27 protein-coding genes and 1 tRNA gene are annotated in these 25,368 nt (G+C 32.2%); 8 read left to right on the top strand and 20 right to left on the bottom strand.

What is annotated here, in order from left to right; genetic code table 11:
- From OEM44_10320 to OEM44_10310, 3 genes are all read right to left on the bottom strand, one after another.
- Window positions 1-324: hypothetical protein (locus tag OEM44_10320; protein MDH3517186.1), on the bottom strand; the 324-nt coding region annotated here is incomplete at its 3' end.
- 213 nt (window positions 325-537) lie between these two features.
- Window positions 538-1,869: a ThiF family adenylyltransferase gene (locus OEM44_10315; GenBank protein ID MDH3517185.1), complete on the bottom strand. Its 1,332-nt coding sequence runs from the start codon at window positions 1,867-1,869 to the stop codon at window positions 538-540.
- Entirely contained in the window at window positions 1,869-3,083 is a 1,215-nt protein-coding gene (locus OEM44_10310; protein MDH3517184.1) for a threonine synthase, read from the bottom strand. Before OEM44_10310 ends, OEM44_10315 begins: the two co-directional genes overlap by 1 nt.
- Window positions 3,084-3,261: 178 nt before the next feature.
- Between OEM44_10310 and OEM44_10305 the strand changes: the two genes are divergently transcribed.
- On the top strand, window positions 3,262-3,879 hold the full coding sequence (locus OEM44_10305) for a hypothetical protein (GenBank protein ID MDH3517183.1): 618 nt from the start codon (window positions 3,262-3,264) through the stop codon (window positions 3,877-3,879).
- Between the two features lies 1 nt (window position 3,880).
- On the opposite strand, the gene hisI is transcribed toward OEM44_10305, so the two are convergent.
- The 11 genes from hisI to OEM44_10250 form a co-directional block, all read right to left on the bottom strand.
- Complete coding sequence (hisI, locus tag OEM44_10300; GenBank protein ID MDH3517182.1) at window positions 3,881-4,207, bottom strand: phosphoribosyl-AMP cyclohydrolase; 327 nt, start codon at window positions 4,205-4,207, stop codon at window positions 3,881-3,883.
- Window positions 4,208-4,230: 23 nt separating this feature from the next.
- Window positions 4,231-5,034, bottom strand: a complete 804-nt coding sequence (gene hisF, locus OEM44_10295; GenBank protein MDH3517181.1) for an imidazole glycerol phosphate synthase subunit HisF — start codon at window positions 5,032-5,034, stop codon at window positions 4,231-4,233.
- Entirely contained in the window at window positions 5,031-5,735 is a 705-nt protein-coding gene (hisA, locus tag OEM44_10290; GenBank protein MDH3517180.1) for a 1-(5-phosphoribosyl)-5-[(5-phosphoribosylamino)methylideneamino]imidazole-4-carboxamide isomerase, read from the bottom strand. The genes hisF and hisA overlap by 4 nt, the downstream gene beginning before the upstream one ends.
- Window positions 5,732-6,340 carry an imidazole glycerol phosphate synthase subunit HisH gene (gene hisH, locus OEM44_10285; GenBank protein MDH3517179.1) on the bottom strand — a complete coding sequence of 203 codons (609 nt, stop codon included), beginning with the start codon at window positions 6,338-6,340 and terminating at the stop codon, window positions 5,732-5,734. Before hisH ends, hisA begins: the two co-directional genes overlap by 4 nt.
- A complete protein-coding gene (gene hisB, locus OEM44_10280; protein ID MDH3517178.1) occupies window positions 6,340-6,927 on the bottom strand; it encodes an imidazoleglycerol-phosphate dehydratase HisB in 588 nt (195 codons plus the stop codon). The genes hisH and hisB overlap by 1 nt, the downstream gene beginning before the upstream one ends.
- Before the next feature lie 26 nt (window positions 6,928-6,953).
- A complete protein-coding gene (locus tag OEM44_10275; GenBank protein MDH3517177.1) occupies window positions 6,954-7,928 on the bottom strand; it encodes an HAD family hydrolase in 975 nt (324 codons plus the stop codon).
- A complete protein-coding gene (hisC, locus tag OEM44_10270; GenBank protein MDH3517176.1) occupies window positions 7,925-8,995 on the bottom strand; it encodes a histidinol-phosphate transaminase in 1,071 nt (356 codons plus the stop codon). The genes OEM44_10275 and hisC overlap by 4 nt, the downstream gene beginning before the upstream one ends.
- A complete protein-coding gene (gene hisD / locus OEM44_10265) occupies window positions 8,992-10,263 on the bottom strand; it encodes a histidinol dehydrogenase (protein MDH3517175.1) in 1,272 nt (423 codons plus the stop codon). The genes hisC and hisD overlap by 4 nt, the downstream gene beginning before the upstream one ends.
- The gene (gene hisG, locus OEM44_10260) at window positions 10,263-11,240 is read right to left on the bottom strand and encodes an ATP phosphoribosyltransferase (protein MDH3517174.1); all 978 of its coding nucleotides are present in this window, start codon (window positions 11,238-11,240) and stop codon (window positions 10,263-10,265) included. The genes hisD and hisG overlap by 1 nt, the downstream gene beginning before the upstream one ends.
- Window positions 11,241-11,317: 77 nt before the next feature.
- A complete protein-coding gene (locus OEM44_10255; protein ID MDH3517173.1) occupies window positions 11,318-12,586 on the bottom strand; it encodes a hydroxymethylglutaryl-CoA reductase, degradative in 1,269 nt (422 codons plus the stop codon).
- 1 nt (window position 12,587) lies between these two features.
- The gene (locus OEM44_10250) at window positions 12,588-13,679 is read right to left on the bottom strand and encodes a PQQ-dependent sugar dehydrogenase (protein ID MDH3517172.1); all 1,092 of its coding nucleotides are present in this window, start codon (window positions 13,677-13,679) and stop codon (window positions 12,588-12,590) included.
- A gap of 82 nt (window positions 13,680-13,761) precedes the next feature.
- Here OEM44_10250 and OEM44_10245 point away from each other — a divergent pair.
- Window positions 13,762-13,851, top strand: a tRNA-Met gene (locus OEM44_10245).
- 1 nt (window position 13,852) lies between these two features.
- On the opposite strand, the gene OEM44_10240 is transcribed toward OEM44_10245, so the two are convergent.
- Window positions 13,853-15,181, bottom strand: a complete 1,329-nt coding sequence (locus OEM44_10240; GenBank protein ID MDH3517171.1) for a tRNA(Ile)(2)-agmatinylcytidine synthase — start codon at window positions 15,179-15,181, stop codon at window positions 13,853-13,855.
- 82 nt (window positions 15,182-15,263) lie between these two features.
- Here OEM44_10240 and dph2 point away from each other — a divergent pair, with 82 nt between their 5' ends.
- Entirely contained in the window at window positions 15,264-16,259 is a 996-nt protein-coding gene (dph2, locus tag OEM44_10235) for a diphthamide biosynthesis enzyme Dph2 (GenBank protein ID MDH3517170.1), read from the top strand.
- Here the strand turns inward: dph2 and OEM44_10230 are convergent, their stop codons facing one another.
- Together OEM44_10230 and OEM44_10225 are read right to left on the bottom strand one after the other, a co-directional pair.
- The gene (locus tag OEM44_10230; protein ID MDH3517169.1) at window positions 16,260-16,859 is read right to left on the bottom strand and encodes a tetratricopeptide repeat protein; all 600 of its coding nucleotides are present in this window, start codon (window positions 16,857-16,859) and stop codon (window positions 16,260-16,262) included.
- Window positions 16,860-17,936, bottom strand: coding sequence for a zinc-binding dehydrogenase (locus OEM44_10225; protein MDH3517168.1), 1,077 nt, complete (start codon window positions 17,934-17,936; stop codon window positions 16,860-16,862).
- 86 nt (window positions 17,937-18,022) lie between these two features.
- Here OEM44_10225 and OEM44_10220 point away from each other — a divergent pair, with 86 nt between their 5' ends.
- Window positions 18,023-18,574 (top strand): exosome complex RNA-binding protein Csl4, encoded by a 552-nt coding sequence (locus OEM44_10220; GenBank protein MDH3517167.1) that lies wholly within the window; start codon window positions 18,023-18,025, stop codon window positions 18,572-18,574.
- A gap of 3 nt (window positions 18,575-18,577) precedes the next feature.
- Window positions 18,578-19,393, top strand: coding sequence for a prephenate dehydratase (pheA, locus tag OEM44_10215; GenBank protein MDH3517166.1), 816 nt, complete (start codon window positions 18,578-18,580; stop codon window positions 19,391-19,393).
- Here the strand turns inward: pheA and OEM44_10210 are convergent.
- The 3 genes from OEM44_10210 to folP all read right to left on the bottom strand — a co-directional run bounded on the left by OEM44_10210 (window position 19,390) and on the right by folP (window position 22,395).
- Window positions 19,390-19,860 (bottom strand): hypothetical protein, encoded by a 471-nt coding sequence (locus OEM44_10210; protein ID MDH3517165.1) that lies wholly within the window; start codon window positions 19,858-19,860, stop codon window positions 19,390-19,392. The genes pheA and OEM44_10210 overlap by 4 nt on opposite strands.
- Before the next feature lie 207 nt (window positions 19,861-20,067).
- Entirely contained in the window at window positions 20,068-21,498 is a 1,431-nt protein-coding gene (guaB, locus tag OEM44_10205; GenBank protein ID MDH3517164.1) for an IMP dehydrogenase, read from the bottom strand.
- A 45-nt stretch (window positions 21,499-21,543) separates the two neighbouring features.
- Window positions 21,544-22,395, bottom strand: a complete 852-nt coding sequence (gene folP / locus OEM44_10200) for a dihydropteroate synthase (protein ID MDH3517163.1) — start codon at window positions 22,393-22,395, stop codon at window positions 21,544-21,546.
- A 34-nt stretch (window positions 22,396-22,429) separates the two neighbouring features.
- Here folP and OEM44_10195 point away from each other — a divergent pair, with 34 nt between their 5' ends.
- From OEM44_10195 to guaA, 3 genes are read left to right on the top strand one after another with little or no spacing between them, the layout of a single operon-like run.
- Entirely contained in the window at window positions 22,430-23,167 is a 738-nt protein-coding gene (locus tag OEM44_10195; protein ID MDH3517162.1) for a DUF115 domain-containing protein, read from the top strand.
- 35 nt (window positions 23,168-23,202) lie between these two features.
- Window positions 23,203-23,787, top strand: a complete 585-nt coding sequence (locus OEM44_10190) for a hypothetical protein (protein ID MDH3517161.1) — start codon at window positions 23,203-23,205, stop codon at window positions 23,785-23,787.
- Window positions 23,788-23,791: 4 nt separating this feature from the next.
- The gene (gene guaA, locus OEM44_10185) at window positions 23,792-25,315 is read left to right on the top strand and encodes a glutamine-hydrolyzing GMP synthase (protein MDH3517160.1); all 1,524 of its coding nucleotides are present in this window, start codon (window positions 23,792-23,794) and stop codon (window positions 25,313-25,315) included.
- Window positions 25,316-25,368: the final 53 nt, after the last annotated feature.

The raw sequence follows: 25,368 nt of genomic DNA, 5'->3' as shown, positions 1-25,368 counted from the left end.
GGCTTGTGTTCTGTCTGCAAAGTAACCATACCAGTTACCGTCTACGGCTTGAGCCATTCTAAGCTTTTTACCATTAACAGTAACATCTGGTTCACCTTTTCCTTGATCTGTATCATTAATGTTTGAATCAATTACAACGACCTCAATTACTTGAGGTCCTGACATGTAGTTATCAAACTGTGAGTTTTCTGCGGAAACAAATAGGTTAGCGTTGGCTGCAAATGCTACTGGCATCATAGATGGAGCAGCAAATGTCATACCACCGGCTAACATAATTGTCATTAATGTAAGACTAGTTATTTTACGTCCTATTTCGTTATTCATGTTATTGGCTTTTTTCATTAAAATTTGTATTTAAGACTAATGGACGATTCGTCCACAATTGTATCATTTTTTGTGATTATTTTATCATTTTTTCAAGAATTATCAAAAATATATATTATTATCATCTAAAAATTGTAAATAGTAACAAAGTTATTAAATTGATCTAAGTATTTTACAATATTTTTTTAAATTATTGTAATTTTTACAGGCTGATTAAGCCTTTATTTCCTTGCCTAAGAGGCTTTTGTATAACTCAATAGCCTCAGGTTCATCCTTTGGTCCAACAACTACTGCAGATCCTTTCTTCATAAAGCTTACAGATAATTCATTAGTTCTCATGGACAATCCCAAGTCTCCCTGATTTTCTACAATGAATCCTTTTTCTCTTGCAGTATTTGTCACAGCATTAACATCAATATCAAATGTTTTAGTTGGAGTGATAGAATAAGTTCTCTTTCCTCTGTTTCTTCCACATAGTTCTTCTAAAATCAATTCTTCTCTAGGAATAGCTTCAAGTTTTCCTGTTCCACATATTGGACATTCTTCAGCTCTGAATGTTCTAGTACTGTTAAAGTCAAGAGTTTCCAAATCAATATGTAAGATGTTCTCAGACAGACTTGGTTTTTTCCCAATTATTATTTTTACAGCTTCTGCAACTTCTATTCCACCAACAATAGATAGTATCGATGGATGTACTCCTTCAATACTACATGTTGGCATAGTGTCTTCATCTAATTCAGGAAACATGCAATAGTAACATGCACTCTGTTTTGGTAAAACAGTAAATGCTTGTCCTGATACTCCAACTGCAGCTCCCGTAACAAATGGAATTCCAAATTGCACACATGCTTTGTTTAATGCATATCTTGCATTGACACTATCAAGTGCATCAATTACAACATCACATCCCTCAACAACTTCAAGTGCAGTATAATCATTAACAGATATTGCTAATGCCTCTATATTACAATCAGGATTTAATTTCTGTAATTTTTTTGCAGCAACTTCTACTTTTACTTGTCCAACATCATCTTCATCAAACATTGTCTGACGATGTAGATTAGATAATTCAATTACATCTCTGTCAACAATACGTAGAGTTCCAACACCCATAGCAGCTAATCTTGATGTAATAGGATTCCCCAAACCACCAGTTCCTACAACACACACTTTGGAATTCTTTAATTTCAATTGTCCTTGATAACCAATCTCTTCAAGCATTACTTGTCGAGAAAATCTGTCAAGTTCTTTAGAAGATAATTCTTCTGAACCACCTGCCACTGCAGGTAAAATATACACCTCATCTCCATCTTTTAGGGAAGTGTTCATGCCGCTGGAAAATTTTGCATTCTTTCCATTGATGTAGATGTTAATCAAAGAACGTGGAGTTCCGTCTCCTTCTAAAACACGTCTTTTAAAATCATCACCCAGAATATCAGATATTTTTGCAAATGCATCCTGTAATGAGTCTGCTGAAATTTGGGTTTTTTTCTCACCACCACTTTGATTAAGTACAGATGGAATGGTAAATGTGATGTTTGCCATCAATTAACTACCGCCGAGATTTCAGATATGTCTGCTTTCATTATTGTAGGTTTTTTCAAAACTTCCATTATAGCCTCTGTTGCTTTCAAACCATTACCAGTCACATAACACACTACTTTGTCATTTGCATCAATCTTTCCTTGTTCCACCATTTTTTGGAGAACAGATATAGATACTCCACCTGCAGGTTCTGTGAATATTCCTTCAGTTTGTGCAAGCAATAAAATTGCATCAAGGATTTCCTTATTGTTACATTCTTCTGCAAATCCATTGTATTGTGCTAAACGTTTCAAAACATATCTACCATCACCAGGATCACCTATAGCCAAACTTTTTGCTACAGTATCAGGATTCTCAACAGGAATTACATCTTTAGAATTTTTCTTAAATGCATCAACAATTGGTGCACATCCATGGGGTTGTGCTGCAATCATGTGCATGTTAGACACATCATCAAGTAATGAAACAGTTTGTAATTCTTCAAATCCTTTACAAATTGCGTTAAGCATTGCACCACTTCCCACTGGAACTATTAATTGATCAGGCACTTGCCAACCAAGTTGTTCAGCAACTTCAAATGAAAATGTTTTAGATCCTTCTACATAGTGAGAGCGCATGTTAATGTTAACTATTCCTATTCCCTTACTATCACCAATTTGTGCTGCAATTCTGTTTGCATCATCATATGTACCATCAACTGCAATGTAATTTGCACCATATGATAATGCTTGTGTAATTTTTGCCATCTCTATATCACTTGGTGCAAAGACGTGACATGGTAATCCAGCTTTTGCTGCATGTGCTGCAGTAGCTGATGCCAGATTTCCAGTTGATGCGCATCCAACAGATGATAATCCAAATTCTTTTGCTTTAGATATTGCAACACCTGCTGGTCTGTCTTTGAATGAAAATGTTGGGTTTACAGAATCATTTTTTATGTAAAGATTGTTTAGTCCTAATTTTTTTCCAAGATTGTCAGCCTTGATAAGAGGAGTCATTCCGGCACCAATACTTACAATGTTTGATTTGCTTTCTATTGGTAGTAATTCAAAATATCGCCAATAGTTTTGCTCACGGTTAGAAAACATATCTTTTGTAATCACAGGAAAGTCATATTTTACATCAAGAGGTCCAAAACACTCACTGCAGACATACTTGAAAGCAGTATCATATTCTTTTTTACATTCTCTGCATTGCAATGAGGTTCTAGCCAAGATCAATTTTTCCTTTAATAAGATAGATAAAAAATCCTAATATCAAGTTAAGTAATACTGGATTTTATTCGATAAAAATATAGTAAAAATCATTGGGATTATTATCAAAAACTAGAGTAGAAATATGTTTTTTAAAAGAATATTTGGAAAAATCTGTTTTTTTGTAAATTTTTCAATAATGAGTAAGGTTTTTAGAGATTTTGGAAAGATAATTCGCATGAAAAACAGTGCAGTCATTGGGATTATTGGAGGCATTTCAATTGTAATAGTTTTAGGTATTGTTTTTACATTTAATGAAGAATCAGAAACAATTGAGATAGAAGATGTATTTAATAGAGAAATAATACAAGATGAGGAAAGTACATCAGAAGTTCAAGAACAACTTGACGAGATTGAAAAAATCAATTTAGAGGAAGAATATTCACCACAGCCAAGAGAATGGATTACTTCAGGTCCATTTCAGATTGATCGAAGTGAGTATGTAATTGGTGAGAAAATATTTGTAATAATTGGTGGATTACAATATAACGAAAAAGGTCAAATTGTCTTTCTTAGACCCTTAAATGAAACTCATTATGAAGTGTATCAAACAATTCCATTTGATGGGGCAAAGAAAAATGCTTTTAATTATTACATACAACCTCAGCTTTCAAAGATTAGAGAACTGTGTTCAACAAATGACATAACAGGTGATTGGACTGTAATGTTTAGAGGAACTAACTATGCAAATCTAAAATTTAAAATCACAGATGAAATTCTTCCAGGATCAGAAGACGCATACAAATCAGTGTGTTGATTTATTTTAGATTATTATGAAAGCAAACCTTCTTACCAGTATGACATGCAGGACCAGATGGTTCTACAAGGTAAATTATTGCATCAGAATCACAGTCAACTAGAATTTCTGTAATCTTTTGAACATTACCAGATTCTTCACCTTTCATCCAGAGCTTATTTCTCGAACGACTCCAAAACCAGGAGTTGCCAGTTTTTTTTGCAAGTTCTAATGATTCTTTATTGGTATAAGCTAATGTCAAAATATCTTTGGTGTTAGCATCCTGAACAATTACAGGAACCAATCCTCCACTTTTTTCAAAATCTATATCGCTGATTGATTTATTCATGTTTTAAATTCCTAAATCAGATATTATAATCTTACAGGTATTTTTTTTTCTTTAAGATATGATTTAACGCCTTTGACTCCATGAGTTTGATAGTGAAAAATAGATGCAGCCAAAGCAGCATCAACATTTGATTTTTCAAACACATCTACCATATCATCAGGCTTTCCACAACCACCTGATGCAATTACTGGAATGGATACTGAATCTACAATAGATTTTGTCAATAAAATGTCATATCCGTCTTTTGTGCCATCTTTGTCAATACTGGTAAGTAAAATTTCTCCAGCGCCAAGTTTATCTGCTTTTTTTGCCCATAAAATTGCATCAATTCCCGTTCCTTCTTTTCCACCATAAATAAAAACCTCAAACCAGAATTTTTTATTGTCTTCTGAAAAAACAGTAACACCTGTCTTGATGTTATAATTTCTTTTGGCATCAATTGCAACTACAACACATTGTCTGCCAAATAATTCCATGAATTCAGTAATTACTTGTGGATTTTTTATGGCGCCAGTGTTGATTCCAACTTTATCAGCACCATTTAGAAGAATGTTTCTTGCATCATCTAATGATTTTACTCCACCACCTACGGTAAATGGAATATCAATTACTGATGCTACCTTTCTGACTAAGTCTTTGATTGTTTCTCTTTGTTCATCTGATGCAGTAATATCTAAGAATACAAGCTCATCTGCACCTTCGTTACTATATTTCTCAGCTAATTCAACAGGATCACCTGCATCCTTTATTGATTCAAAATTAAGTCCCTTTACAACTCTACCATTTTTTACATCAAGGCATGGAATAATTCTTTTTGTTAGAGTCATACTAGTTTTGCATCCCCAATAGATATTTTATTTTCATACAGAGCTTTCCCCAAAATTACCCCAAACGCGTTTTTTTCTTTAACATCTTTAATATCATCAATATTTGATATGCCGCCACTTGCAATTATATGAGCTTTATCAAAACTACATGCCTGCTCTAAAAAGTCTAAATCAGGACCTTGCATTGTTCCATCACGATTTACATTTGTTAGTAAAAATTCAGTGAAACCCATTTCAAGAAATTCTTTTATGGATTCAATTAGTTTAATTCCAGTTTTATCTTGCCATCCATGAATAACTATCTCACCGTCTTTGTGATCAACTGATATTACGATTTTTCGAGATCCTAAGGATGTAAGTAATTTTTTTAAAAGTACTTTATCTTTGAAAGCAAGAGTTCCAAGCACTACTCTGTTTGAAATTTTAATCATATCCAAAATGATTAATTCATCTCTTAGGCCACCTGCAACTTCAATTGGAATTGAGATTTCATCAAGAATTTTCTTAATTATGGGAAGATTTGAGCCAATTCCTAATGTTGCATCCAAATCTACGATGTGAAGCATGTCAGCACCATCTGCCTCCCACTTCTTTGCAATTTTTACAGGATCATTATGGTATACGGTTTTCTGCTTTGGATCACCTTTGTAAAGTCGAACCACTTGTCCATCCATCAGATCAATTGCAGGAATAATCTTCATTTTTTACACTCATCAAGAAAATTCTTTATCATAATTTTTCCAACAGACCCAGACTTTTCTGGATGAAATTGAGTTCCAAAAAAATTATCCTGCTCAACTACTGCTGGAACTTTGATACTATAATCAGATTCAGCAGTAACTATATCATTGGAATTAGGCTTTACGCGATAAGAGTGAACAAAGTAAACCCAGGAGTTATTGTCAACACCTTGTAAAATCTTACCAGGTTTTTTTATCACCAAATTATTCCATCCCATATGAGGTACCTTCATGGAGTTTGGAAGTATGATCACTTCACCTTCCATTATTTTCAAGCCTCTCTCTTTTCCTTCCTCACTTTTTTCAAAGAACATTTCCATTCCAAGACATATTCCCAAAACAGGTGTTGTGTCTTTTACAAAATCTTTGAAACCTGTTTTTGATGATTTAGTTATGCTTTTGATTGCTGGATCAAAGTTTCCAACACCAGGAAGCAGTAATCCAGAATATTCATTGGGTTTATCAAAATTAGTAATAACATCAACTAATGCCCCTGCTTTTTCAAGAGAGTTTTTAAGACTGAAAATATTTCCAGCTCCATAATCAAAAATTGCAACACTAACCATTACATCGAACCTTTTGTACTTGGTATTCCTTTTTGTTTTTTGTCATATGAAGAAGCTGATCTTAGTGCTACTGCAAGTGATTTGATTGCAGCCTCAACTTTGTGATGATCATTTTCACCATACTTTACAGTAAGATGAATACAGCTATTCAAATTTTGAAGTAATGACTGAAAAAAGTGTTCCAGATCTTCTTTGGAAATATTTTCAATTTTATTTCTCTTTATTAATAGAGTCAATTTCCAGAACGGGCGTTTTACCAGATCAACAGATGCTTCAGCCAAAGACTCATCCATTGGAACTGATGCATAACTAAATCTTGTAATTCCACTTCTGGAGCTTAATGCCTTGTCAATTGCTTGTCCAATTGTAATTGCTGTATCTTCAATTAGGTGATGATCAATGCCATCATTTGATTTTGCGTTAACTTTGAGGTCCATCATACCATGTGTGCCAAAAGACACAATCAAGTGATCAAGGAAGTTGATGCCTGTTTTGATGCTTGTTTTTCCATTTCCATCTAAATTTACAGATACTTCAATGCCTGTTTCCTTGGTATTTCGTTTAATTGACGCCTTTCGTAGTTTCATGTTTCTCACAGGTTATGTAATCTCAATTATTCTAAATTTAAGACCTTCGGAAGTAGATGGATCGAATCCAGTACCAAGATTGCATCATTTTTCTCAAACAATTCAAGTTTTTCTTGTGGATTCTTGCTAGTTCCTATAATACCACAAAAAGTAGTTTGATGTCCCAAGTCCGTAACTTTTTTGGCCATGATAAAATCCTCCATCGAGTCGCCCACGTACAAAGTTGAAATGCTATTTAATCCTTGAATGGAATCTAATAATCGTTTAGGATTAGGTTTTGCAAATTCACGTGATTCATCTTCTAAAAACACCGAATTATTTAGATCAAATTCATTTAATAGAGTCTTTAAGGAATAACTTACAGAATCTTTTCCCCTTCCTGTGACCATTGCAATTTTTGAATTAAATTTTTTTTGTAATGTTTTAATTAATTTCTCATTCAAAATTACGTCATCTTGCTCGATTAAACCAGGTTCAGAAAAATTTGATGCTGAACCAAATAATTTTTCATATAGTTTTGGTCCGTAGAAAAATTGATCAAATATGTTATACAACGGATTTTCATGGTGTGTTCCAGGATAAGATAGTTTATTTTTAATTTCAGATAGGTCAACTAAATTTGCAATATATTTTTCTACTGAAAGAATTCCACTGGCATCAGCATGTTTTATCACATCAAAGAGAAAATTATTCTGATCTTTATCTAATTTTTTTGCAGCTACAAGAGAGATTATTGCAGCATATGTGAGATCAACTTCATCATTAAAACCTCCAGTTGATTTGAATCCATCAATTATTTTAAAATCAACGTCTATAGAATTATTTATTTTTGCAAGATTCTCCAAAACATATCTAGTTGTTTTAATAATTGCCAAATCATAGGACTTTGTAATATCAATTAAAACACCATCACAGTCAAAAATTATAGAATCAATTTTGTTTATTACATCAATGTAAGAATCATCAACATAGATTCCATCAGATTTTTTTGTTAGAGTCATCCCAATAAGTCACGAATAGCCAATAAGAATTTTGAGTTCATCTCTTTTGTTCCGATAGTTACTCTAAGACATCCCTCATGATTCCCAATTTTTCCTAACTTACGAATTGATATTCCTTGTTCAGTAAGTGCTGTGTATACACGTTTGTAGGAGCCATGAGCATCAAAGAGCACAAAATTAGCCTTGGAATCGAAGACTTCAAACGAATCATAGTTTTGCAAATTCTCGATAATTCTCTTTCTTTCAATTTTAATCTCATCAACAGCATTTTTCATAATACTTGATTTTTGGAAAGCCTCAATTCCAGATTCAATACTAACAGTGCTTATTGGATATGGGTATTGCAAGATATTCATAAAAGCATCAGTAAATTTTTTGCTTGCAATAAAATATCCTAATCGAAGTCCTGCCATACCAAATGATTTTGAAACGGTTTGTACAATAATTAGATTCTCTTGAGTTTTTACCATATTTACAAGAGAATACTCGCTGAATTCTCCATATGCCTCGTCAATAATTATTAATCCGTCAAAAGACTTGACAAGTTTTTGTAAATCATTTTTTGAGAATTGAAATCCAGTAGGATTGTTTGGTGAATCAAGATAAAGAATATCTGCATTTTTAGATTGCTTTAAAAAATCTTTAATGTCCAATTTCATATTGCTAAGAAAGGGTATTGCAATAAGTGGAATGTTATACAATTTACATCGTTCTTCAAAAAATCCAAATGTAGGATTTGATGTCAAAACTTTGGTTTGTTTTGATCCAAAATTAGATAAAATCAGATCTAAGATTTGATCAGAACCATTACCAACTCCAATCATTGACGAGGGTATCTTGACAAACTTAGATATTGTATCAATTAATTTCTCTACACCACCAAGTGGGTATTCACGTATGTCAGAATTTTTTTTTGCTGATGAAAGAATATCGTTTTGGAATTGTTTTGAAATAACATAGTTTTCATTTGAGTCGAGCTTAACCGCATCTTGAATTAATTCAGGTTTTTGATATCCACCAATAGAAGAGAATTTCTTTACTTTATCTTCAAACCAATTTTTTTTCATTTTAATCTGCCTTTTATTGCTTCATAGTGATTAGGAAGACCTTCAGCTTTTGTTAATGTTTGTAAATGTTTTGCAATTTTAGATAATGATGATTTGGAACAAGTTACCTGAGTACTTGTCTTGATAAAATCTAAAACAGAAAGCGAACCACGGATCTTCCCAAATCCATTGGTTGGAAGAATATGGTTTGAGCCTAAAACATAGTCACTAGCAGATGAAGGAGTATTATTTCCAAGAAGAATTAGGCCAGGAGTGATAATTTTCGAGGAAAGTGATTCAGAATTTTTTGTCATTATTTGTAGATGCTCAGGAGCCAAATAATTTGCAAGTTTAATCATATCAGATTTAGTTTTACAGATTGCAATAAAACCATTATTTTTTATACTAGAGTGAACAAACTTCTCTCTTTGAATTTTTGGTACTATTTCTGAAATAATTTTACTTACTGACTTTGCAAGTTTGTATGAAGTTGTGATTAAATAACAAAAGGTGTCACTACTGTGTTCCGCTTGAGATATTAGATCCAATGCGATGAATCTAGGATTAGCAGAATTATCGGCTATAATTCCTAATTCAGTAGGACCTGCTAACATATCAATTCCAGTGTTTTTATTAATCAATGATTTGGCAGTAGTTACAAATGCACCTCCAGGACCGACAATTTTATCAACTTTAGATATACTTTTTGTTCCATAGGATAACGCTGCAATTGATTGCACACCGCCTGTTTTGAAAATTTCATCAGCACCACAAATATCTGCAGCAACAATAGTTAGAGGATCAATTTTTCCATCTGAATTTGGAGGAGATACAACCACAATTCTTTTAACACCTGCAATTTTAGCTGGAACCACAGACATTATTACAGAGCTTGGATATTTTGCCAAGCCGCCAGGAACATAGCATCCAACACTTTGAATTGGAATGAATTTCTTAGAGATTTTTATTCCATCGATGTTAATGGTTTTATTTTTTAATAATGACTTTATTGTAGATTCTGTCTTTTCAAGTCTAGTTTTTACTAAACATAATGCATCAAGTTCAGTCTTAGATATTTTATTATATGCATTTTTTATTTCAGATGAAGATAATTGTAATGACGTGATAGTTGCACCACTAAATTTTTTTTCATATTTACGTATTGCATTATCACCATTTTTTTTGACAGTTTTTAGAATAGATTCAACTACAGTTTTATTATTTTGAGGTTGTTTTGGGATAATGTTTTCTACAAATTTTTCAATATTAGTTACTTTGATTGTTTTCATCAATTTTCTTCGTCACGCTTAATCTCCTCAAGTTCAAGTATTTGTCTAGGTTCATGAACTACAAGACCTTGAGCAATCTTTCTTAGTTTAGGAATAAGTTTGTGAAATTCTTCTTTTTTGATGACTGTATTTACACTAAACCATCCTTTTTCACTTAGCGGACTTATTGTAGGATTTTTGAGTGATGGCATTTGCATCAAAAGTTTTTTCATGTTTTTTTCTTCTACATTTAGATATATGTGCAAGTATTTTTTGCCATGTACTGCGCCTCTCATCAAAGTTATAATATCAAAAATTTTTTCACGTTTTTTTGGATCTTTTAATGATTTTTTGTTTACAATTAAGTGTGCAGTTGATGTAAGTACATCATCAACAATTTTTAATTTATTTTGTTTTAAAGTTGTTCCAGTTTCAGTTACATCCATTATTGCATCAACATCTTCAGGAGGCTTTGCTTCTGTTGCACCAAAAGATAAATGAATTTGAATATTTTTGTTGGTACCAAGTCGAATCCAAGGAGTTACAATTAGCGGATCTTTAGATCCATAGTATTTTTTATAAGACTTACATTGTTTTAGAAACTTTGAAGCAGTAGTGAGATATTCTGAAGAAATACGAAGGGTTTTCTTCTTTTTACCATAATCTGCAATCATTTCATCAAGATTTTTGTAATGATATTTGTCAGGAAAAGCTATAACTAATTTAATTTTACCATATTCTAAATCTAGAATTGCCTCAACGTCAGAATTTGTTTCACCTACCCAATCTTTTCCTGTAATACCTACATCATACAATCCTTCTGCAACTAAATTTGGAATCTCTTGAGGTCGAAGCATTTTCACTACAATATTTGGATCATCAAGATATACTCTGTATGCTCTATCTTTTCTATTTACTTTAGTCCAAGATCTTTCTAGGAGTTTAAAGGTGGCTTCTTCAAGACTTCCTTTTGGAATAGCAAAACGAATTTGTGACATTTCTGTTATTTTGTTAAACTTAGTATATAATAACTTCATTTATTTTTAGAATTGTAATACATAAAAAATTTTAAGAGTTATAGATTGTTAAAATCAAACAATATTTTCTTTGCTTTATCAAGTGAAATTGTCTTTTCTTCAATCATTTTTTGAACAATTTCATCTATTTGATCAGGTGTAGCACCAGCTGCTGCTGCAAGATTTCTTGCATGCAAACGCATATGTCCTTTTTGAATTCCTTCAGTTGAAAGAGCTCTAATAGCGCTATAATTTTGAGCCAAACCAGTGGCAATTATTACACATGCAAGTTCTTGTGCTGATGTAACTCCAAGAATCTTTGTACATATCTTAGCCACAGGATGAACATTTACAATCCCACCAACAATACCAACTGAAAGAGGTATTTCCAAAACTCCAACTAAATTACCTTCATTATCTTTACTCCAGTTACTAAGTGAACGGTATTGTCCAGATTTTGCAGCATATGCATTTGCAGCAGCTTCAATGGCCCTACTATCTTGACCAACTGCATTTGCAACAGCAATTATTCCATTCATGATTCCTTTATTGTGGGTAACTGCCCTATACACGTCATTATCTGCAAATTCAAATGCCATGATAATATTATCAACAATATTTTCACCTCCAACTGCTTCTTTTTCAAATACAGCTTTTGCTTTTGCAATTCTTCTGGTTGAATAGTTAGACAAAATACGAAGTAGTACTCTGCCACCTGTAATCTTTTCTATTAACGGCGAAATGGCTTCACACATTGTATTTGTAACATTAGCACCCATTGCATCACCCACATCAATTAAAAGTTCCACAATTAGCATTTTACCAGAAGGTGTATCAATTTCTTTACAAGAGATCTCTTTTGCGCCTTTTCCTATTTTAGACAGAGTATTACTTTTAGAATTAGCTAGTTGAATAATTTCACTTGAGAAGTATTTGATTTGTGAAATGGCTGATGAGATATCAACTACGTCCAGTATTTGCACTTGACCGATACTATAAGATTCAGTCATAGAAACTTCAAATCCACCTTTTATTCTTGAAATTTTTGCCCCTTTAGATGCAGCTGCAATTACAGATGGTTCCTCAATAACCATTGGGACGAGATAGTCTTTTCCATTAATTTTGAAGTTTGTTGCAATTCCTAAAGGAAGTGAAAAGGTACCAATGGCATTTTCTACCATTTTATCTGCTTTATCAAAAGAAATTCCTCCATTTTCATTTTGTAAAATATTTATTTCATCATTGGATAGTTGCGCAAAATTTGCAATTATTTCCAACCTATCTTTTCTTGATTTTTCAAAGAATTTTGAAATTGACGAATCTGGCATTTTATTTTAATATCCTCAATAGTTTATCATCCATACTATCTGGAAAACCTTTTCCATCGGTATTTGAAGTAATTACATAGATGCTTCCATCTGGGCCTTGTACGACATCACGAACACGTCCAATACCACTAAGAATTGATTTTTGAGAACTCAATCCTTCTTCAAAATCTAGTTGATAAAGATTAGTAGCTCTCATTGAAGCCATTATGAACGGAAATTCAAAGTTAAGGGTGTTCCCAGAATAAAACAGAATGCCTCCGGGTTCTATGCTTGGATCATAACAAAGAATAGCATTTTCAAATTTTTTATTACCAGAACATTGTTGTTCAGGCCATCCATAGTTTTTCCCTGCATGAACTAAATTAATTTCATCATTTTTTTCAGGTCCAAATTCTGCAATATACAAATTTCCATCATCATCCCAAGTCATTCCCTGTGGATTTCTAAACCCCAATGCATACACAGGTGAATTAGAAAATGGATTATCATCAGGTATTGTACCATCATCATTTAGTCTTAGGATTTTTCCAGATAGAGAATTAAGATCTTGAGGAAGATGCGACGAATCAGACACAGTTCCTGTTCCTACATACAATTTTCCATCAGGTCCAAATTTTATAAAGCCACCATTACTAAAAGAAGAACCAGGGATTTTATCAAATATAGTTTGAGCATCTTGGAGTTTATTTTTAGATTCAGTAATTCTCAGTATTTTATTCCATAAATTTCCATCCTCATCATAAGTCAGAAATACATAGATGTAATGATTATTAGAAAAATTAGGGTGCAGTGCAATTCCTAACAATCCGCCATCAAATACATTAGCAGGTCTTAATGATGCCAATGGGGATTCTAACAGTATATTGTCTTGAATGACTCTGATAAATCCATCCTTTTCTGTAACAAAAATTCTATCATCAGAAATAGCAATTGCACGAGGTTTGTCAAGATTTTTAGCTATGATAGTTACAAAATCACTTTTGGTATTTGAATGAGGTTCAGGTAATAGAATTGGATCTGATGGTGAAGTTAAAACAAATATAGAAAAAACCACAGCAATTGCAACTGCAATGATTTGAATTTTCTTATCCATGAAAATACAATCTTTTGAAATCATATTAATTACTTTCAAGAATTTGATAAAGCGTATATACGGCTGAACTTCATTTATGTTCAGCGGGGTGGGGAAGCCAGACTAAATAGGGCTAAGTCATCCCGGCGGGCTCATAACCCGCAGTTCAGTAGTTCAAATCTACTCCCCGCTATTTAATTGTCATAAACACAAAACCACGAAAGAGATTTATCAAATTTTGTAGTTTTGTTAATTATTCCAATTCGTTGTAAAGGCCTTGTCAGATGTCTATGTGCAGACACTTTTGGAAGATATAGTTGTTTTTTTATTTTTCGTGGAATTTCGATTATTATTTTTTTGGGAAATTTATTCCCACATCGAACACACTCAAATCTTTGATTATATCCTTTTGATTTCATTTTTTTATTACATTTTTTACAAAGAGGATTTGAGGAGATAGTGTTTTTTTTAAGATTGATGACATCAAGAAATTCTAAATTTATTATTCGAGGAAAATTTTTTGAAGCCTTTCTAACTCCACCGCCTACACAAATTTCATCTCCTATTATCAAATTTGACGCAATAGTTGAAATTCCTGTAGGTTTGTAAACAGCACACCAAAATTCATGATTTTTAGAAAGAATTTTAAAAAAAACATGACCACCTTTAACAATTTTTGGTGAATTTGACACAATTCCAGTAATTTTTCCAGAAGCATATGGTTTCATATTCTCAAAATTTAATTCATTTCTCAAGTGATCAGAAGTTCCTTGATTAGATTTAAAGATCATATATCCATCTAATTTTTCATCACTTTTGAGAATCTTTGTAGCATAGATTAGAGAATCAATGTTTTCACCTCTAACACCATAAAAAACTGGGTCAGGGCCATGAGGAATAATTAGAATTCGTCCTTTCTTTGAATCAAAACTGTTAAACGTATAAGGGAAAGTTTTTTCTTGCATAATTTTTACACTTTTACTTGAAAGTTTTCTTGTTTTTCCAAACTTTGGTTTTTTTCTATAACTCAAAAGCTCCAATGTATGATCATGAAAATCATATCCAATTGCACCAATTGCACCAATTAACCCTTGTCCGTTACCTTGATAAAAAATGTCTAAATTATTTTTTTTAGCAAATTTTTTTGCATTGTTTCTACTAATTAGTTGCCATAACGCTAAATTGCTAAAACTAATAAAGTCAGAGGGAATAGTGTTACTCTCAAAAAATACTAATCCTGGGTTTGCACCATTTTTGACATCAGAGTATTTTGAAACAAGATTTTTAATTTGGTTTTTAGTTTTGGATGGCTCTTTTGTTTTAATTTTAAAGGAAACTGCACCATTACCTCTAGTTTTCCATGGAATGTTAGGATTAAATCTAATTAATCTTGGAAAATCAAGAAATTCGGTTTTCTGCTTTTGGAGTAAATTAACAATTTTGTAGGCTAGAAAAGTAGTACACATCCCCTTTGGAGAATCAGTATCATCAAATCCGACATTAAGGATAGTTTCTTTTTCCATAACTTATTTTTAAAACTCTGACATTTTTAGTTGTTGTATGTTCCAGTTGATTTAAATTAATAAAATCATATTTCAAGCTGGATTGATAGTAATAGATGAAGAAAGAATTTTCAAAGAAATTCAAGATAAAAACCCAGCATCCGTATCACTAAATGGGCCAGATGGAATTTTACCTCAAGTTCAGGAAACTGCCATAAAAATATCAAAAAAATTTGGAATTCCAGCTTATATTTTAGCAGATACAACATGGGGAACATGTGATCTTAACACAAATGGCGCAAAAATTCTTGGTTCTGAAATTCAATTTAACATTGGACATACAATTAACACAGAATCACTAGAAAAAAATTTGGTTTTAATCAATGCATATGATGATGTAGCATTTGACAGTGTTGCCAAAAAGTGTATAGATATACTGAAAGGAAAAACAGTCTCTTTGGTTACAGATAGTCAACATTTAGATCAAGTAGATAAAGTAAAGACAATTCTAATAGAAGGTAATATTACAGTTAAAGTTGGAAAGGGAAAAGGACAGTTAAACGATGGTCAAGTTTTTGGTTGCGAGTTTTATCCTGCTACAACACTAAAAAAAGAAGTTGATGCTTATGTATTTTTGGGACAAAGTAATTTTCATGCAGCAGGAATTGCACTGTCAACAAATTTACCAACTTATGTTTTAGATCCTTACTTTAATGAAATAAGAGAAATTACAGAATTTGCACAGAAATTAAAAAAGAAAGCTACTCTTGCAATATACAAAGCATCTGAAGCAAAAACATTTGGAGTTATTGTAGGATTAAAAGAAGGACAGTTATCAAAAGTATTTGCTTTAAAAATTAAAAAAGAATTAGAAAAAGAAGGAAAAAAAGTCCAGTTGTTTGCACTAACTGATATTACAAATGACAGATTAAGAAATTTCAAGGGAATAGACGCTTTTATTCAAGTAGCATGTCCAAGAATTTCTACGGATAATCAGTTTGACAAGCCAGTTTTATCTAGTCCTCAAGCAAATGCACTCCTCAAGATTTTACGAAATGAGAGTATAGAGGAATATCTTGAAATTCCACATTGGTTATAATTAAGAAACCAATTTTTGAAATCTAGAACTATCAGATAACTTTTCAAACGATTTAGATTTTTTTGCTTTAACTTTGAATTGTATTCCCTGAGAGATTGCATGATCTAGTAAATCAAGTGCCTCATCATTTTTTGAGAGCATCACAAAACTACATGATTTATCAAATAAGACATCACCATTATTAGGATAATCATTCAATATACTATTACAGCATAAAATAGATTTATCATATTCCTTCAAAGAAAATAAAATTCGTTCTTTATGATATAGTGCAATATTATACATTGGATTTTCATTTAGTATTTTATCACATATTGATAATGCCTCAACAAATTTTCCTTGTTTACGAAAACAAGAAATTTTGTTAACTAAAACGGAAAGATCATTAGGCGAAATCTGAAGAGCGATATTATAGCATTTTAGGGCATTATCAAAATCTTTGAGTTTACTTAGAGCATATCCTTTATTGTTAAGGGAGCTAATATGTGATGGATTCTCATCAAGTATTTTATCGTAATATAATATTGCATCTTTTAGTTTTCCTTGTAAAAACAATCTATTTCCTTTATCTAAAGTGGAGTTTATTTTTGGATCTTTCATCTAGTCAGATCCTGGTTTCATCAAGATTTTTCCAAAAAGCCCCTTACCTTTGAGCATTTTTGTATGAGCCTCTGCTGCTCTCTCTAATGGATATACAGAATCGATTATAGATTTTATTTTACCTTGAGACATCCAATAGAGACCTTGTTCTAATTCTGCTCTTGTTCCTTGGGTTGAGCCTAAAATATTAATTCCTTTAAAGAAAATATGACGTAAATCTGTTTTTGCATCATAACCTGTAGTTGCACCAGTTGTTACTATGGTTCCTCCATAATTTAACAATGTAAGTTCTTTATTCCAATGAGAGCCACCAATGTGTTCAAAAATTATATCAATTCTAGGAACATCACCATATTTTGGAATTTTTTTTGTAATTGATTTTACTTCTTTATGCCAGTCTTCTTTTCTATGATCTATCACATAGTCAGCTCCCAATTCTAATAGTTTGTCTAGTTTATCAGGACTGGCAGTAGCAATAACAGTACATCCAAAAAGTTTTGCAATTTGAATTCCATAAGTTCCAACACCAGAACTTCCACCCATAATCAAAACTAATTGTCCAGGTTGAATTTTTGCTCTACCAACAAGCATATGCCAAGAGGTTAACAAAGTCATAGACGCAGCAGCTGCCTGATCATATGATACTCCTTCTGGAATCTTTACAACATTGACTTCTGGAAGATGTGTAAATTCACAATAACCACCCCAGAGAGGACCTGTTTCAAAACCCCAAATAGCTCGTTTTCTACAATCATATTCCCTTCCACTAGTACACGCTTTACAAACTCTACATGACATGTTTCCATGAGAAACTACTCGGTCACCAATTTTGATATTTTTTACATCACTACCAATTGCAGTTACTTCACCTGCAGCATCAGTTCCAGAAATATGAGGTAATGGGATTGCCAAAGGTTTGCCCCTCATTCCCCAAATATCATCATAGTTGAGTGCAGCTACTTTTACTTTGAAAACTACTTCATGTGGTTTTGGTTCAGGTAAAGGTATATCTTTAATTTTTAAAATTGTAGAAAAATCATCAGTAGTAGTGTATTCTTCATAAACCAAAGCCTTCATGATTTTTTTTAGATTTTAAGGGATATATGATTTACCAAGATTTAAGGACCACAAACAATTATAATCATAAAAACAAAAATCTAACCATGTCTGAAAATATCATATTTCCAGGTGACAAATTAGCATCTATTGAGGAATATGAGGCTGGATACAACACTTTTGATGATGGTGATATGGTTCGTGCTGCAACAGTAGGCAAAAGAATCCTTGACAAGGAAACACGAACAGCCAGCATTATGAGTCCTAAAATGCTTTCAATTCCTAAAGTGGAAGATGTTGTTATTGGAACAGTAGCAGCAGTTATGTCATCTATGATTGCAGTATCAATTGATTACATAAACCAAAAACCTACAACATCCAAAGTAGAATGTGTGTGTTCTACACGAAATATGCGAATCAGAAATGTGGCGTTGGTTAACGATATAATAACACTAAAAATTATAAGTCATCTTAATGGTACGATTCATGCAGTAATTGATGAACCACATTTAGGAGTTTTATACACAAAATGTAGAAAATGTGGTGGCAAAGTTGTAACAATGCGTGACGCTATAAAATGTACAGAATGTTCATGGATTGATGAAAGGAAACTTTCTACAAACTTTGGTAACATGGATTTTATTAATTTGAGTAACTAAGAAATGATTCATGTTTCGTTCCAAGGTGAACGAGGAGCATACAGTGAAGCTGCAGCAAAATCATTTTTTAATAAAGATATTCAAACTGTACCCCTCGCTACATTTGCAGAAGTATTAGAAAACACATCTAGTGATAAAACAGAATACGCAATTTTACCAGTGGAAAACTCATTAGAAGGAAGTGTTGGTGAAAGTTATGATTTACTATATTCAACATCTCTTAATGCAACAGGTGAGATATATCATAGAATTGAGCATTGTTTAATTGGAACTGGTAAATTGGAGGAAGTCAACTTGGTTTATTCTCATCCCCAAGCTTTAGGTCAATGTAGAAGATTTATCGAAGACCATAATATGAAAACAATTCCATCGTATGATACTTCAGGAAGTGTAAAAATTGTAAAAGAGTTAAACAGAAAAGATTGTGCAAGCATAGCCAGCAAAGATGCAGCTGGAATATACAAAATGCCAATTATTTCAGAGAACATTGCAAATAATCTAAATAATTATACACGATTTTTGATCCTATCAAAGACAAACAGTATAAAAACAGGCAAGGACAAAACATCAATAATATTTTCAATAAAACATGAGCCAGGTTCACTATACAGAATCATAAAGAATTTTTACAAAAACAATGTTAATCTTACAAAGATAGAATCAAGGCCAACCAAATCAAATACGTGGGAGTATAATTTCTATGTAGATTTTGAGGGACATCAAAATAATCCTAAAATTTCAGAAATGTTAGAAAAAATAAAACAAGAAACACTGTTCATGAAAGTTTTAGGTTCGTATCCATCTGCAAAATTAAGCTAAAATCCTTTTGGTTTTCGTAAAGTAAAACCCATACTAAAGCCAATTATTACCAATCCAGATACAATCACCATAAGATCAAAGGTAAACCATATCGGATCAGAACTTCTAATCAAAACTCCAGTAATTAATAATTCATCATTACCAGTATTTTTAATGAGTATTTTTGTTTCACCATCTGCTTCATGAACCCAGTCTAATGGTAATTCGTTTTTATAAGAAGTCATGTTTGGAATTTGGAATCCAGTACCTGGACTTTGAAGTTTAAGATCAAAAGAATCACCCGTGATTTTCATATGCTGTATGGTATCTTTAGGTGCAGGAATTGTATAAGGGATAGAATCACCAACGGCTACCGAATAATTTTCATAAATTGTGATTGTTCCTATATGTGTGATTAGTGAATAACCTCCAACTACAATAATTGCACTTCCAATTATCAATCCAATGATAGTCCTTTTAGACATCATACATGAATGACTTTTAATACTGCTTAAAAAATTATCTGCATTTAATCATCTGATTTTTATCAAATAACCATATGATTCATTCAAACAAATTATCAGGTTGTCAGAAAAAACATGTTATAATTAGAACATAAAACATCTTTTGTCATACTATGTCATATCATAACAATCATAAGTTATAGGTTAACAATTAGAATAACAATTATTTGATTACATTAAAGAAACATCATGAGGTTGACTTTCAGCAAATCCAGCTCTTGACATTTTGATAAATTCTGCATTTTCTTGCATTTGTTGTATTGTATGAGCACCACAATAACTTAAACCAGAACGAACACCACCTGTAAGTTGTTTTAGAATATCAGTTACAGTTCCTTTGTAAGGAACCATGGCTTCAACTCCTTCTGCAACATAATCATTAAGATCATCATCTAAGGAGATTGAGCCTGTTTCTTTGGATTTTCTACCAATAGAAGCAGCTAATGATGCCATTCCTCGATAAACTTTGAATCTTTTACCATTTTTAGTCAAAACAGTTCCAGGAGATTCATCAGTTCCTCCTAACATACTGCCTATCATCACAGATGAAGCACCAGCGGCCAAAGCTTTTGTAGCATCACCAGAGGTTCTAGTACCACCATCAGAAATTATTGGGATGCCATAGTCCTTACCAATTTTTGCACAATCCATTACTGCTGTCAATTGGGGAACACCAGAACCTGTAATTACTCTGGTTATACATATTGAACCAGAACCTACACCAACCTTTACTGCATCAACTCCTGCTTTAATCAAATCCTCAGCTCCATTAGCAGTTGCAATATTTCCTGCAATTAATTCACAATCAGGAAATGCTTTTTTGATATTACGAACTGTACTCATGGCATTTTCGCTATGTCCATGTGCTATATCTACAACAAGTATATCGACACCTGATTCTAAAAGAGATTCACTTCTTTCCAAAAAGTCACCTTTTACTCCAACTGCAGCTCCAACTAATGGTCGTCCTTTCTTATCTTTAGACGCATTTGGAAAATCTGCATTATTTGTAATGTCCTTACTTGTAATCAATCCCCTAATAATTCCAGAATCATCAACAATTGGCAATTTTTCAATTCTATGTTTGTGAAGAATTTCTTTAGATTCATCCAATGTAACACCAGGTTTTGCAGTTACAACATCTCTAGTCATAACGTCTTTGATTTTCATATGTGTATCAGCAAAAAGCAAATCCCTCTCAGTTATTATTCCAACCAATTTAGAATTAGAATCAACTACTAAGAGACCAGAAATTTCTTTATCTCCTGCATAATCCAGGGCATCTTGAACAGACTTGTCTAAATAAATAGAGTAAGGATTTTCTATCATTACACTTCCTGATCGTTTTACTTTGAGAACTTCATTAGATTGTTCTTTTATTGTCAAAAATCTGTGAATAATTCCTATACCACCAGCACGCGCCATAGTCACAGCCATAGAGGATTCAGTTACTGTATCCATATTTGCACTCACAAATGGAATGTTAATTGAAATATTTCGAGATAGTTGTGTATTTAGCGATGTCTGGCTTCGGCTTGTAATATCCGAATATTTGGGTACGAGAAGAACGTCGTCAAAAGTTAAGCCTTCTTTAAATTCCAATGAAACCTCGTTAAGAAAGTAAAATAATGATTATAAGCCTTTGTGTTATTTTGATAGTTGTGAAGCAATCATTACTGCATCTTTAGTAGCACCTACATTATGAGTACGAATTATATCAGCACCATTAAGGATAGATATAGTCTCTGCAGCAATTGAGCCAAATAAGCGATCAGCGGGATTTGATTTTCTCAAAATATTTCCTATAAATGATTTATTAGAAACGGAGATCATAATTGGAAAATTTTGCTTTATAGAACTCAAATTTTTAAGAATGTCTAGATCTCTTTTTACATAATCTGATTTAATTTTAGTAAAAAATGGACCTTTTCCAATTTTTCTAAAAAACCCAATAGCAGGATCCAATACAATTTTTTCAGATGGAATGCATGATTTTTTTGCTATTTTCAAACTTGCGTTAAGAAGTTTTTTGGTAGTATAAACAGAATTACCAAAAATAGCTTTAGAATCAAACGCACATAAAATTACAGATGGTTTGTACTCTGAAATAACTTGTTGCATTTCAACATCATATTTTAGTCCTGAAATATCATTGATAATTTCGACACCAAATTCTAAAGCATCTTTAGCAACTTTAGATCTACATGTATCAACAGAAATTGGAAGGTTTGTGTAATTTTGGATTATTTTTATTGCATTTAAAATCCTTTTTGATTCAACATTTTCTGATACTAGTGTAGACAGATAAGGAGCAGTTGACATTCCACCAATATCAATAAAATCTGCACCTTCATCTTCCATCTGTTTTACGGTATTTTTTATAGAAATTTTGCTAGTGTTAACAGACTTTTTGAAAAATGATTCAGGGCTAGTGTTTAGAATACCCATAATACGTACAGGGTACTTGCTCCCAACTGTTACATTTGCAATTTTAGCCACATTGTTTATCAGAAAGTCATGCAATTTGAGTCATATCATGCTTCTAGGTTGGAAAAAGAGATATTCAGATATTTTAAAAGAATTTACATATGATGAAAAAAGAGATAGAGAATCAGCTATTATTTTGAATTCAATTTTAAAAAAATCAGACATTAATGAAAAGATTATGAATCTAGTTAAGAATAAGATAGTGTTAGTTATAGGTTCAGGACCTTCATTATCTAGTGCAATTCCCAAATTAAAAAATTATAAAAAATCAATAAAAATTGCTGCAGACAGTTCAATTAAACCACTTGTGGAAAATGGAATCATCCCAGACATCATTATAACAGATCTAGATGGTGACGAAAATACACTTAAAAAAATGGCAAAAACAAAATCTATTTTTGTTGTACATGCACATGGAGATAATATAGAAAAATTAGAATTTGTAAAAAAAATAAAAAATTGTCTTGGAACAACTCAATCAATTCCGTTTGATAAAATACATAATTTTGGAGGATTTACAGATGGTGATAGAGGAGTTTTTTTGGCAAGTCATTATAATGCAAAAAGAATTATTTTATTTGGAATGGATTTTGGAGATCAGATAGGAAAATTTTCAAAAACAAAGAAATCAGAAAGGAAAATGAAATTAAAGAAATTAAAAAGAGGAAAATCGCTTTTAGAATGGCTTTCAACTATTACAAAATCTGAATTATTCACGACATCAAAACCAATTAAAGGATTTAAAAAAATATCATACAAGGAATTAGATATTATAATTACCTAGAATGCATTTAATACCCATCCTTGATTAAATAAGATATGAGATTCTCAGAAGAGCAAGTAAAAGATATTGTCGCATTGAAAGAAAGTTTAATGGATCAGATTGATAAACATCATGAATCCATAGAGATGCTTGAGAAAAACATTACAGTTTTAGATCTGTTCCTAAAGGGATCTAGTTTCAAAAAAGCTTCTCAACTAGAGATTAAAGAAGGCGAAGTAAAAATAGAATCTATTGAAAAAAATGTAGAAAAATCAATTCCTGTAGAAAAATCAATTCCAATTAAAAGGGTAAATGATGGAAAGATTATAGCTAAAGCATTTGTCACACCAGATCAAGTTTCCATAGTTTTAGATAATGAAATTGAAATTAATGCAGATACACCTCCTTTCAAATCATTTTTTTTGGATAGAATAATTGGAGAGATGAAAAAGAAAGACTTTGCTGAAGCAGAAAATGGGAGAATTCAAAAAGAAAGAGTAATTGATTACATTGTAAATAAAAATGGGGTTAATATCAGAGAGATTATTATTAGAAATTATAGACAGAAAGAAAGAGTAAATGAGTTAATCAACACAGCAGGCTGGTCATTAACACGTATGCTCGAAAACATAAACAAGTAAGAATATGGACAAGATTATAGTTTTAGATTTTGGTTCACAATATAGCCATTTGATCTGTAGAAGAATAAGAGAATTTTCTGTTTATGCAGAACTAGTTCCTTATGATATTAGTTATGATGAATTGCAAAAACTCAAACCTACTGGAATAATTTTTTCTGGGGGGCCATCAAGTGTTTATAATATAGATGCTCCAAATCCAGAAGATAAAATATTTGAGATGAATTTACCATTGCTTGGAATCTGTTATGGACATCAATTAATTGTAAATAAATTTGGAGGTAAAGTGAAAAGAGCAAACAAAGAATATGGTTCGTCTTTACTTACAATTGACAATGATAAAGATTTGCTTAATGGTGTTAGTAAATCGATTAGGGCATGGATGAGTCATGGTGACGAAGCAGAACAAATTCCAGAAGGATTCAAAGTAATAGGACATACTGAAAATGCAAAAGCAGCTGCAATTGCATCAGAAGAAAAATCAATTTATGGAATTCAATTTCATCCAGAAGTTGTACACACGGAACAAGGTACTGAAATTCTTAAGAATTTTGTTTTAAAAGTTTGTAGAGCAAAACAAGATTGGACTATGAAAGGGTTCATAGATTCAGCTGTAGAAAAAATTTCAAAAATAAATGGTAATGTACTTTGTGGAGTGAGTGGCGGAATTGATTCTACAGTGGTTGCATTACTTATTCATAAAGCAATTGGAAACAGACTCAAATGTGTTTTTGTAAATAATGGTTTGTTAAGACTAAATGAAGAAAAAGAAATTGAGGAGATGTTTAAAGATAATTTTAAAGTAGATTTTACATCAATCAACGCAGTAGATGAATTTCTTGGAAAACTCAAGGGTATAGAAGATCCTGAAAGAAAAAGAAAGATAGTAGGAGAAGAATTTATTCATGTTTTTTCTAAATTTGCTGAAACTAATGGTCCCTTCAAATGGCTTGCTCAAGGTACACTATACCCGGATGTTATTGAAAGCGGAGTTTCAAAAGGTCCTGCTTCAGTAATAAAATCACATCATAATGTCGGAGGATTACCAGATTGGCTCAATTTAGAAATATTAGAACCATTAAGAGAGTTATATAAAGATGAAGTAAGAGAGATTGCAAAAATTCTTGGAGTTCCAGAAAAACTTTTCATGCGACATCCATTTCCAGGTCCAGGTCTTGCGGTTAGAATAATTGGAGAAGTTACTCCAACAAAACTAAATATTTCAAAAATAGCAAGTAAAATTGTTGAAGATGAATTAATGGAAGCTGATTTGTATGAAAAAGTATGGCAAGCATATGCAGCAGTAGGTGATGACAGAGCAGTAGGGGTTGTAGGAGATGAGCGTAGATACGGAAACATAGTTATGATTAGAGTTGTGGATTCTGTGGATGCAATGACTGCGGATTGGACTAGATTATCACATGAATTGTTAGAAAAAATGAGTAATAGAATAACAAACGAAATTGAGGATGTTACTTGGGTCACGTATACTATTTCAAGTAAGCCTCCAGCAACAATTGAACCACAATAGCAACTATATAGGATATGAAAAAATCTATGGTTAGATTTTAAAACATGATAGGA

Source organism: Nitrosopumilus sp., assembly GCA_029862745.1.
In the GTDB taxonomy this organism is placed as follows: Archaea; Thermoproteota; Nitrososphaeria; order Nitrososphaerales; family Nitrosopumilaceae; genus Nitrosopumilus.
This window is presented reverse-complemented; position numbering and strand designations above follow the sequence as displayed.

What these genes read in the sequence shown, in the direction of transcription:
- OEM44_10315 (MDH3517185.1), bottom strand. Translation starts at nt 1,869, where the DNA reads ATGGCAAACATCACATTTACCATTCCATCTGTACTTAATCAAAGTGGT.
- OEM44_10305 (MDH3517183.1), top strand. Translation starts at nt 3,262, where the DNA reads ATGAGTAAGGTTTTTAGAGATTTTGGAAAGATAATTCGCATGAAAAAC.
- hisI (MDH3517182.1), bottom strand. Translation starts at nt 4,207, where the DNA reads ATGAATAAATCAATCAGCGATATAGATTTTGAAAAAAGTGGAGGATTG.
- hisF (MDH3517181.1), bottom strand. Translation starts at nt 5,034, where the DNA reads ATGACTCTAACAAAAAGAATTATTCCATGCCTTGATGTAAAAAATGGT.
- hisA (MDH3517180.1), bottom strand. Translation starts at nt 5,735, where the DNA reads ATGAAGATTATTCCTGCAATTGATCTGATGGATGGACAAGTGGTTCGA.
- hisH (MDH3517179.1), bottom strand. Translation starts at nt 6,340, where the DNA reads ATGGTTAGTGTTGCAATTTTTGATTATGGAGCTGGAAATATTTTCAGT.
- hisB (MDH3517178.1), bottom strand. Translation starts at nt 6,927, where the DNA reads ATGAAACTACGAAAGGCGTCAATTAAACGAAATACCAAGGAAACAGGC.
- OEM44_10275 (MDH3517177.1), bottom strand. Translation starts at nt 7,928, where the DNA reads ATGACTCTAACAAAAAAATCTGATGGAATCTATGTTGATGATTCTTAC.
- hisC (MDH3517176.1), bottom strand. Translation starts at nt 8,995, where the DNA reads ATGAAAAAAAATTGGTTTGAAGATAAAGTAAAGAAATTCTCTTCTATT.
- hisD (MDH3517175.1), bottom strand. Translation starts at nt 10,263, where the DNA reads ATGAAAACAATCAAAGTAACTAATATTGAAAAATTTGTAGAAAACATT.
- hisG (MDH3517174.1), bottom strand. Translation starts at nt 11,240, where the DNA reads ATGTCACAAATTCGTTTTGCTATTCCAAAAGGAAGTCTTGAAGAAGCC.
- OEM44_10255 (MDH3517173.1), bottom strand. Translation starts at nt 12,586, where the DNA reads ATGCCAGATTCGTCAATTTCAAAATTCTTTGAAAAATCAAGAAAAGAT.
- OEM44_10250 (MDH3517172.1), bottom strand. Translation starts at nt 13,679, where the DNA reads ATGGATAAGAAAATTCAAATCATTGCAGTTGCAATTGCTGTGGTTTTT.
- OEM44_10240 (MDH3517171.1), bottom strand. Translation starts at nt 15,181, where the DNA reads ATGGAAAAAGAAACTATCCTTAATGTCGGATTTGATGATACTGATTCT.
- OEM44_10230 (MDH3517169.1), bottom strand. Translation starts at nt 16,859, where the DNA reads ATGAAAGATCCAAAAATAAACTCCACTTTAGATAAAGGAAATAGATTG.
- OEM44_10225 (MDH3517168.1), bottom strand. Translation starts at nt 17,936, where the DNA reads ATGAAGGCTTTGGTTTATGAAGAATACACTACTACTGATGATTTTTCT.
- OEM44_10220 (MDH3517167.1), top strand. Translation starts at nt 18,023, where the DNA reads ATGTCTGAAAATATCATATTTCCAGGTGACAAATTAGCATCTATTGAG.
- pheA (MDH3517166.1), top strand. Translation starts at nt 18,578, where the DNA reads ATGATTCATGTTTCGTTCCAAGGTGAACGAGGAGCATACAGTGAAGCT.
- OEM44_10210 (MDH3517165.1), bottom strand. Translation starts at nt 19,860, where the DNA reads ATGATGTCTAAAAGGACTATCATTGGATTGATAATTGGAAGTGCAATT.
- OEM44_10190 (MDH3517161.1), top strand. Translation starts at nt 23,203, where the DNA reads ATGAGATTCTCAGAAGAGCAAGTAAAAGATATTGTCGCATTGAAAGAA.
- guaA (MDH3517160.1), top strand. Translation starts at nt 23,792, where the DNA reads ATGGACAAGATTATAGTTTTAGATTTTGGTTCACAATATAGCCATTTG.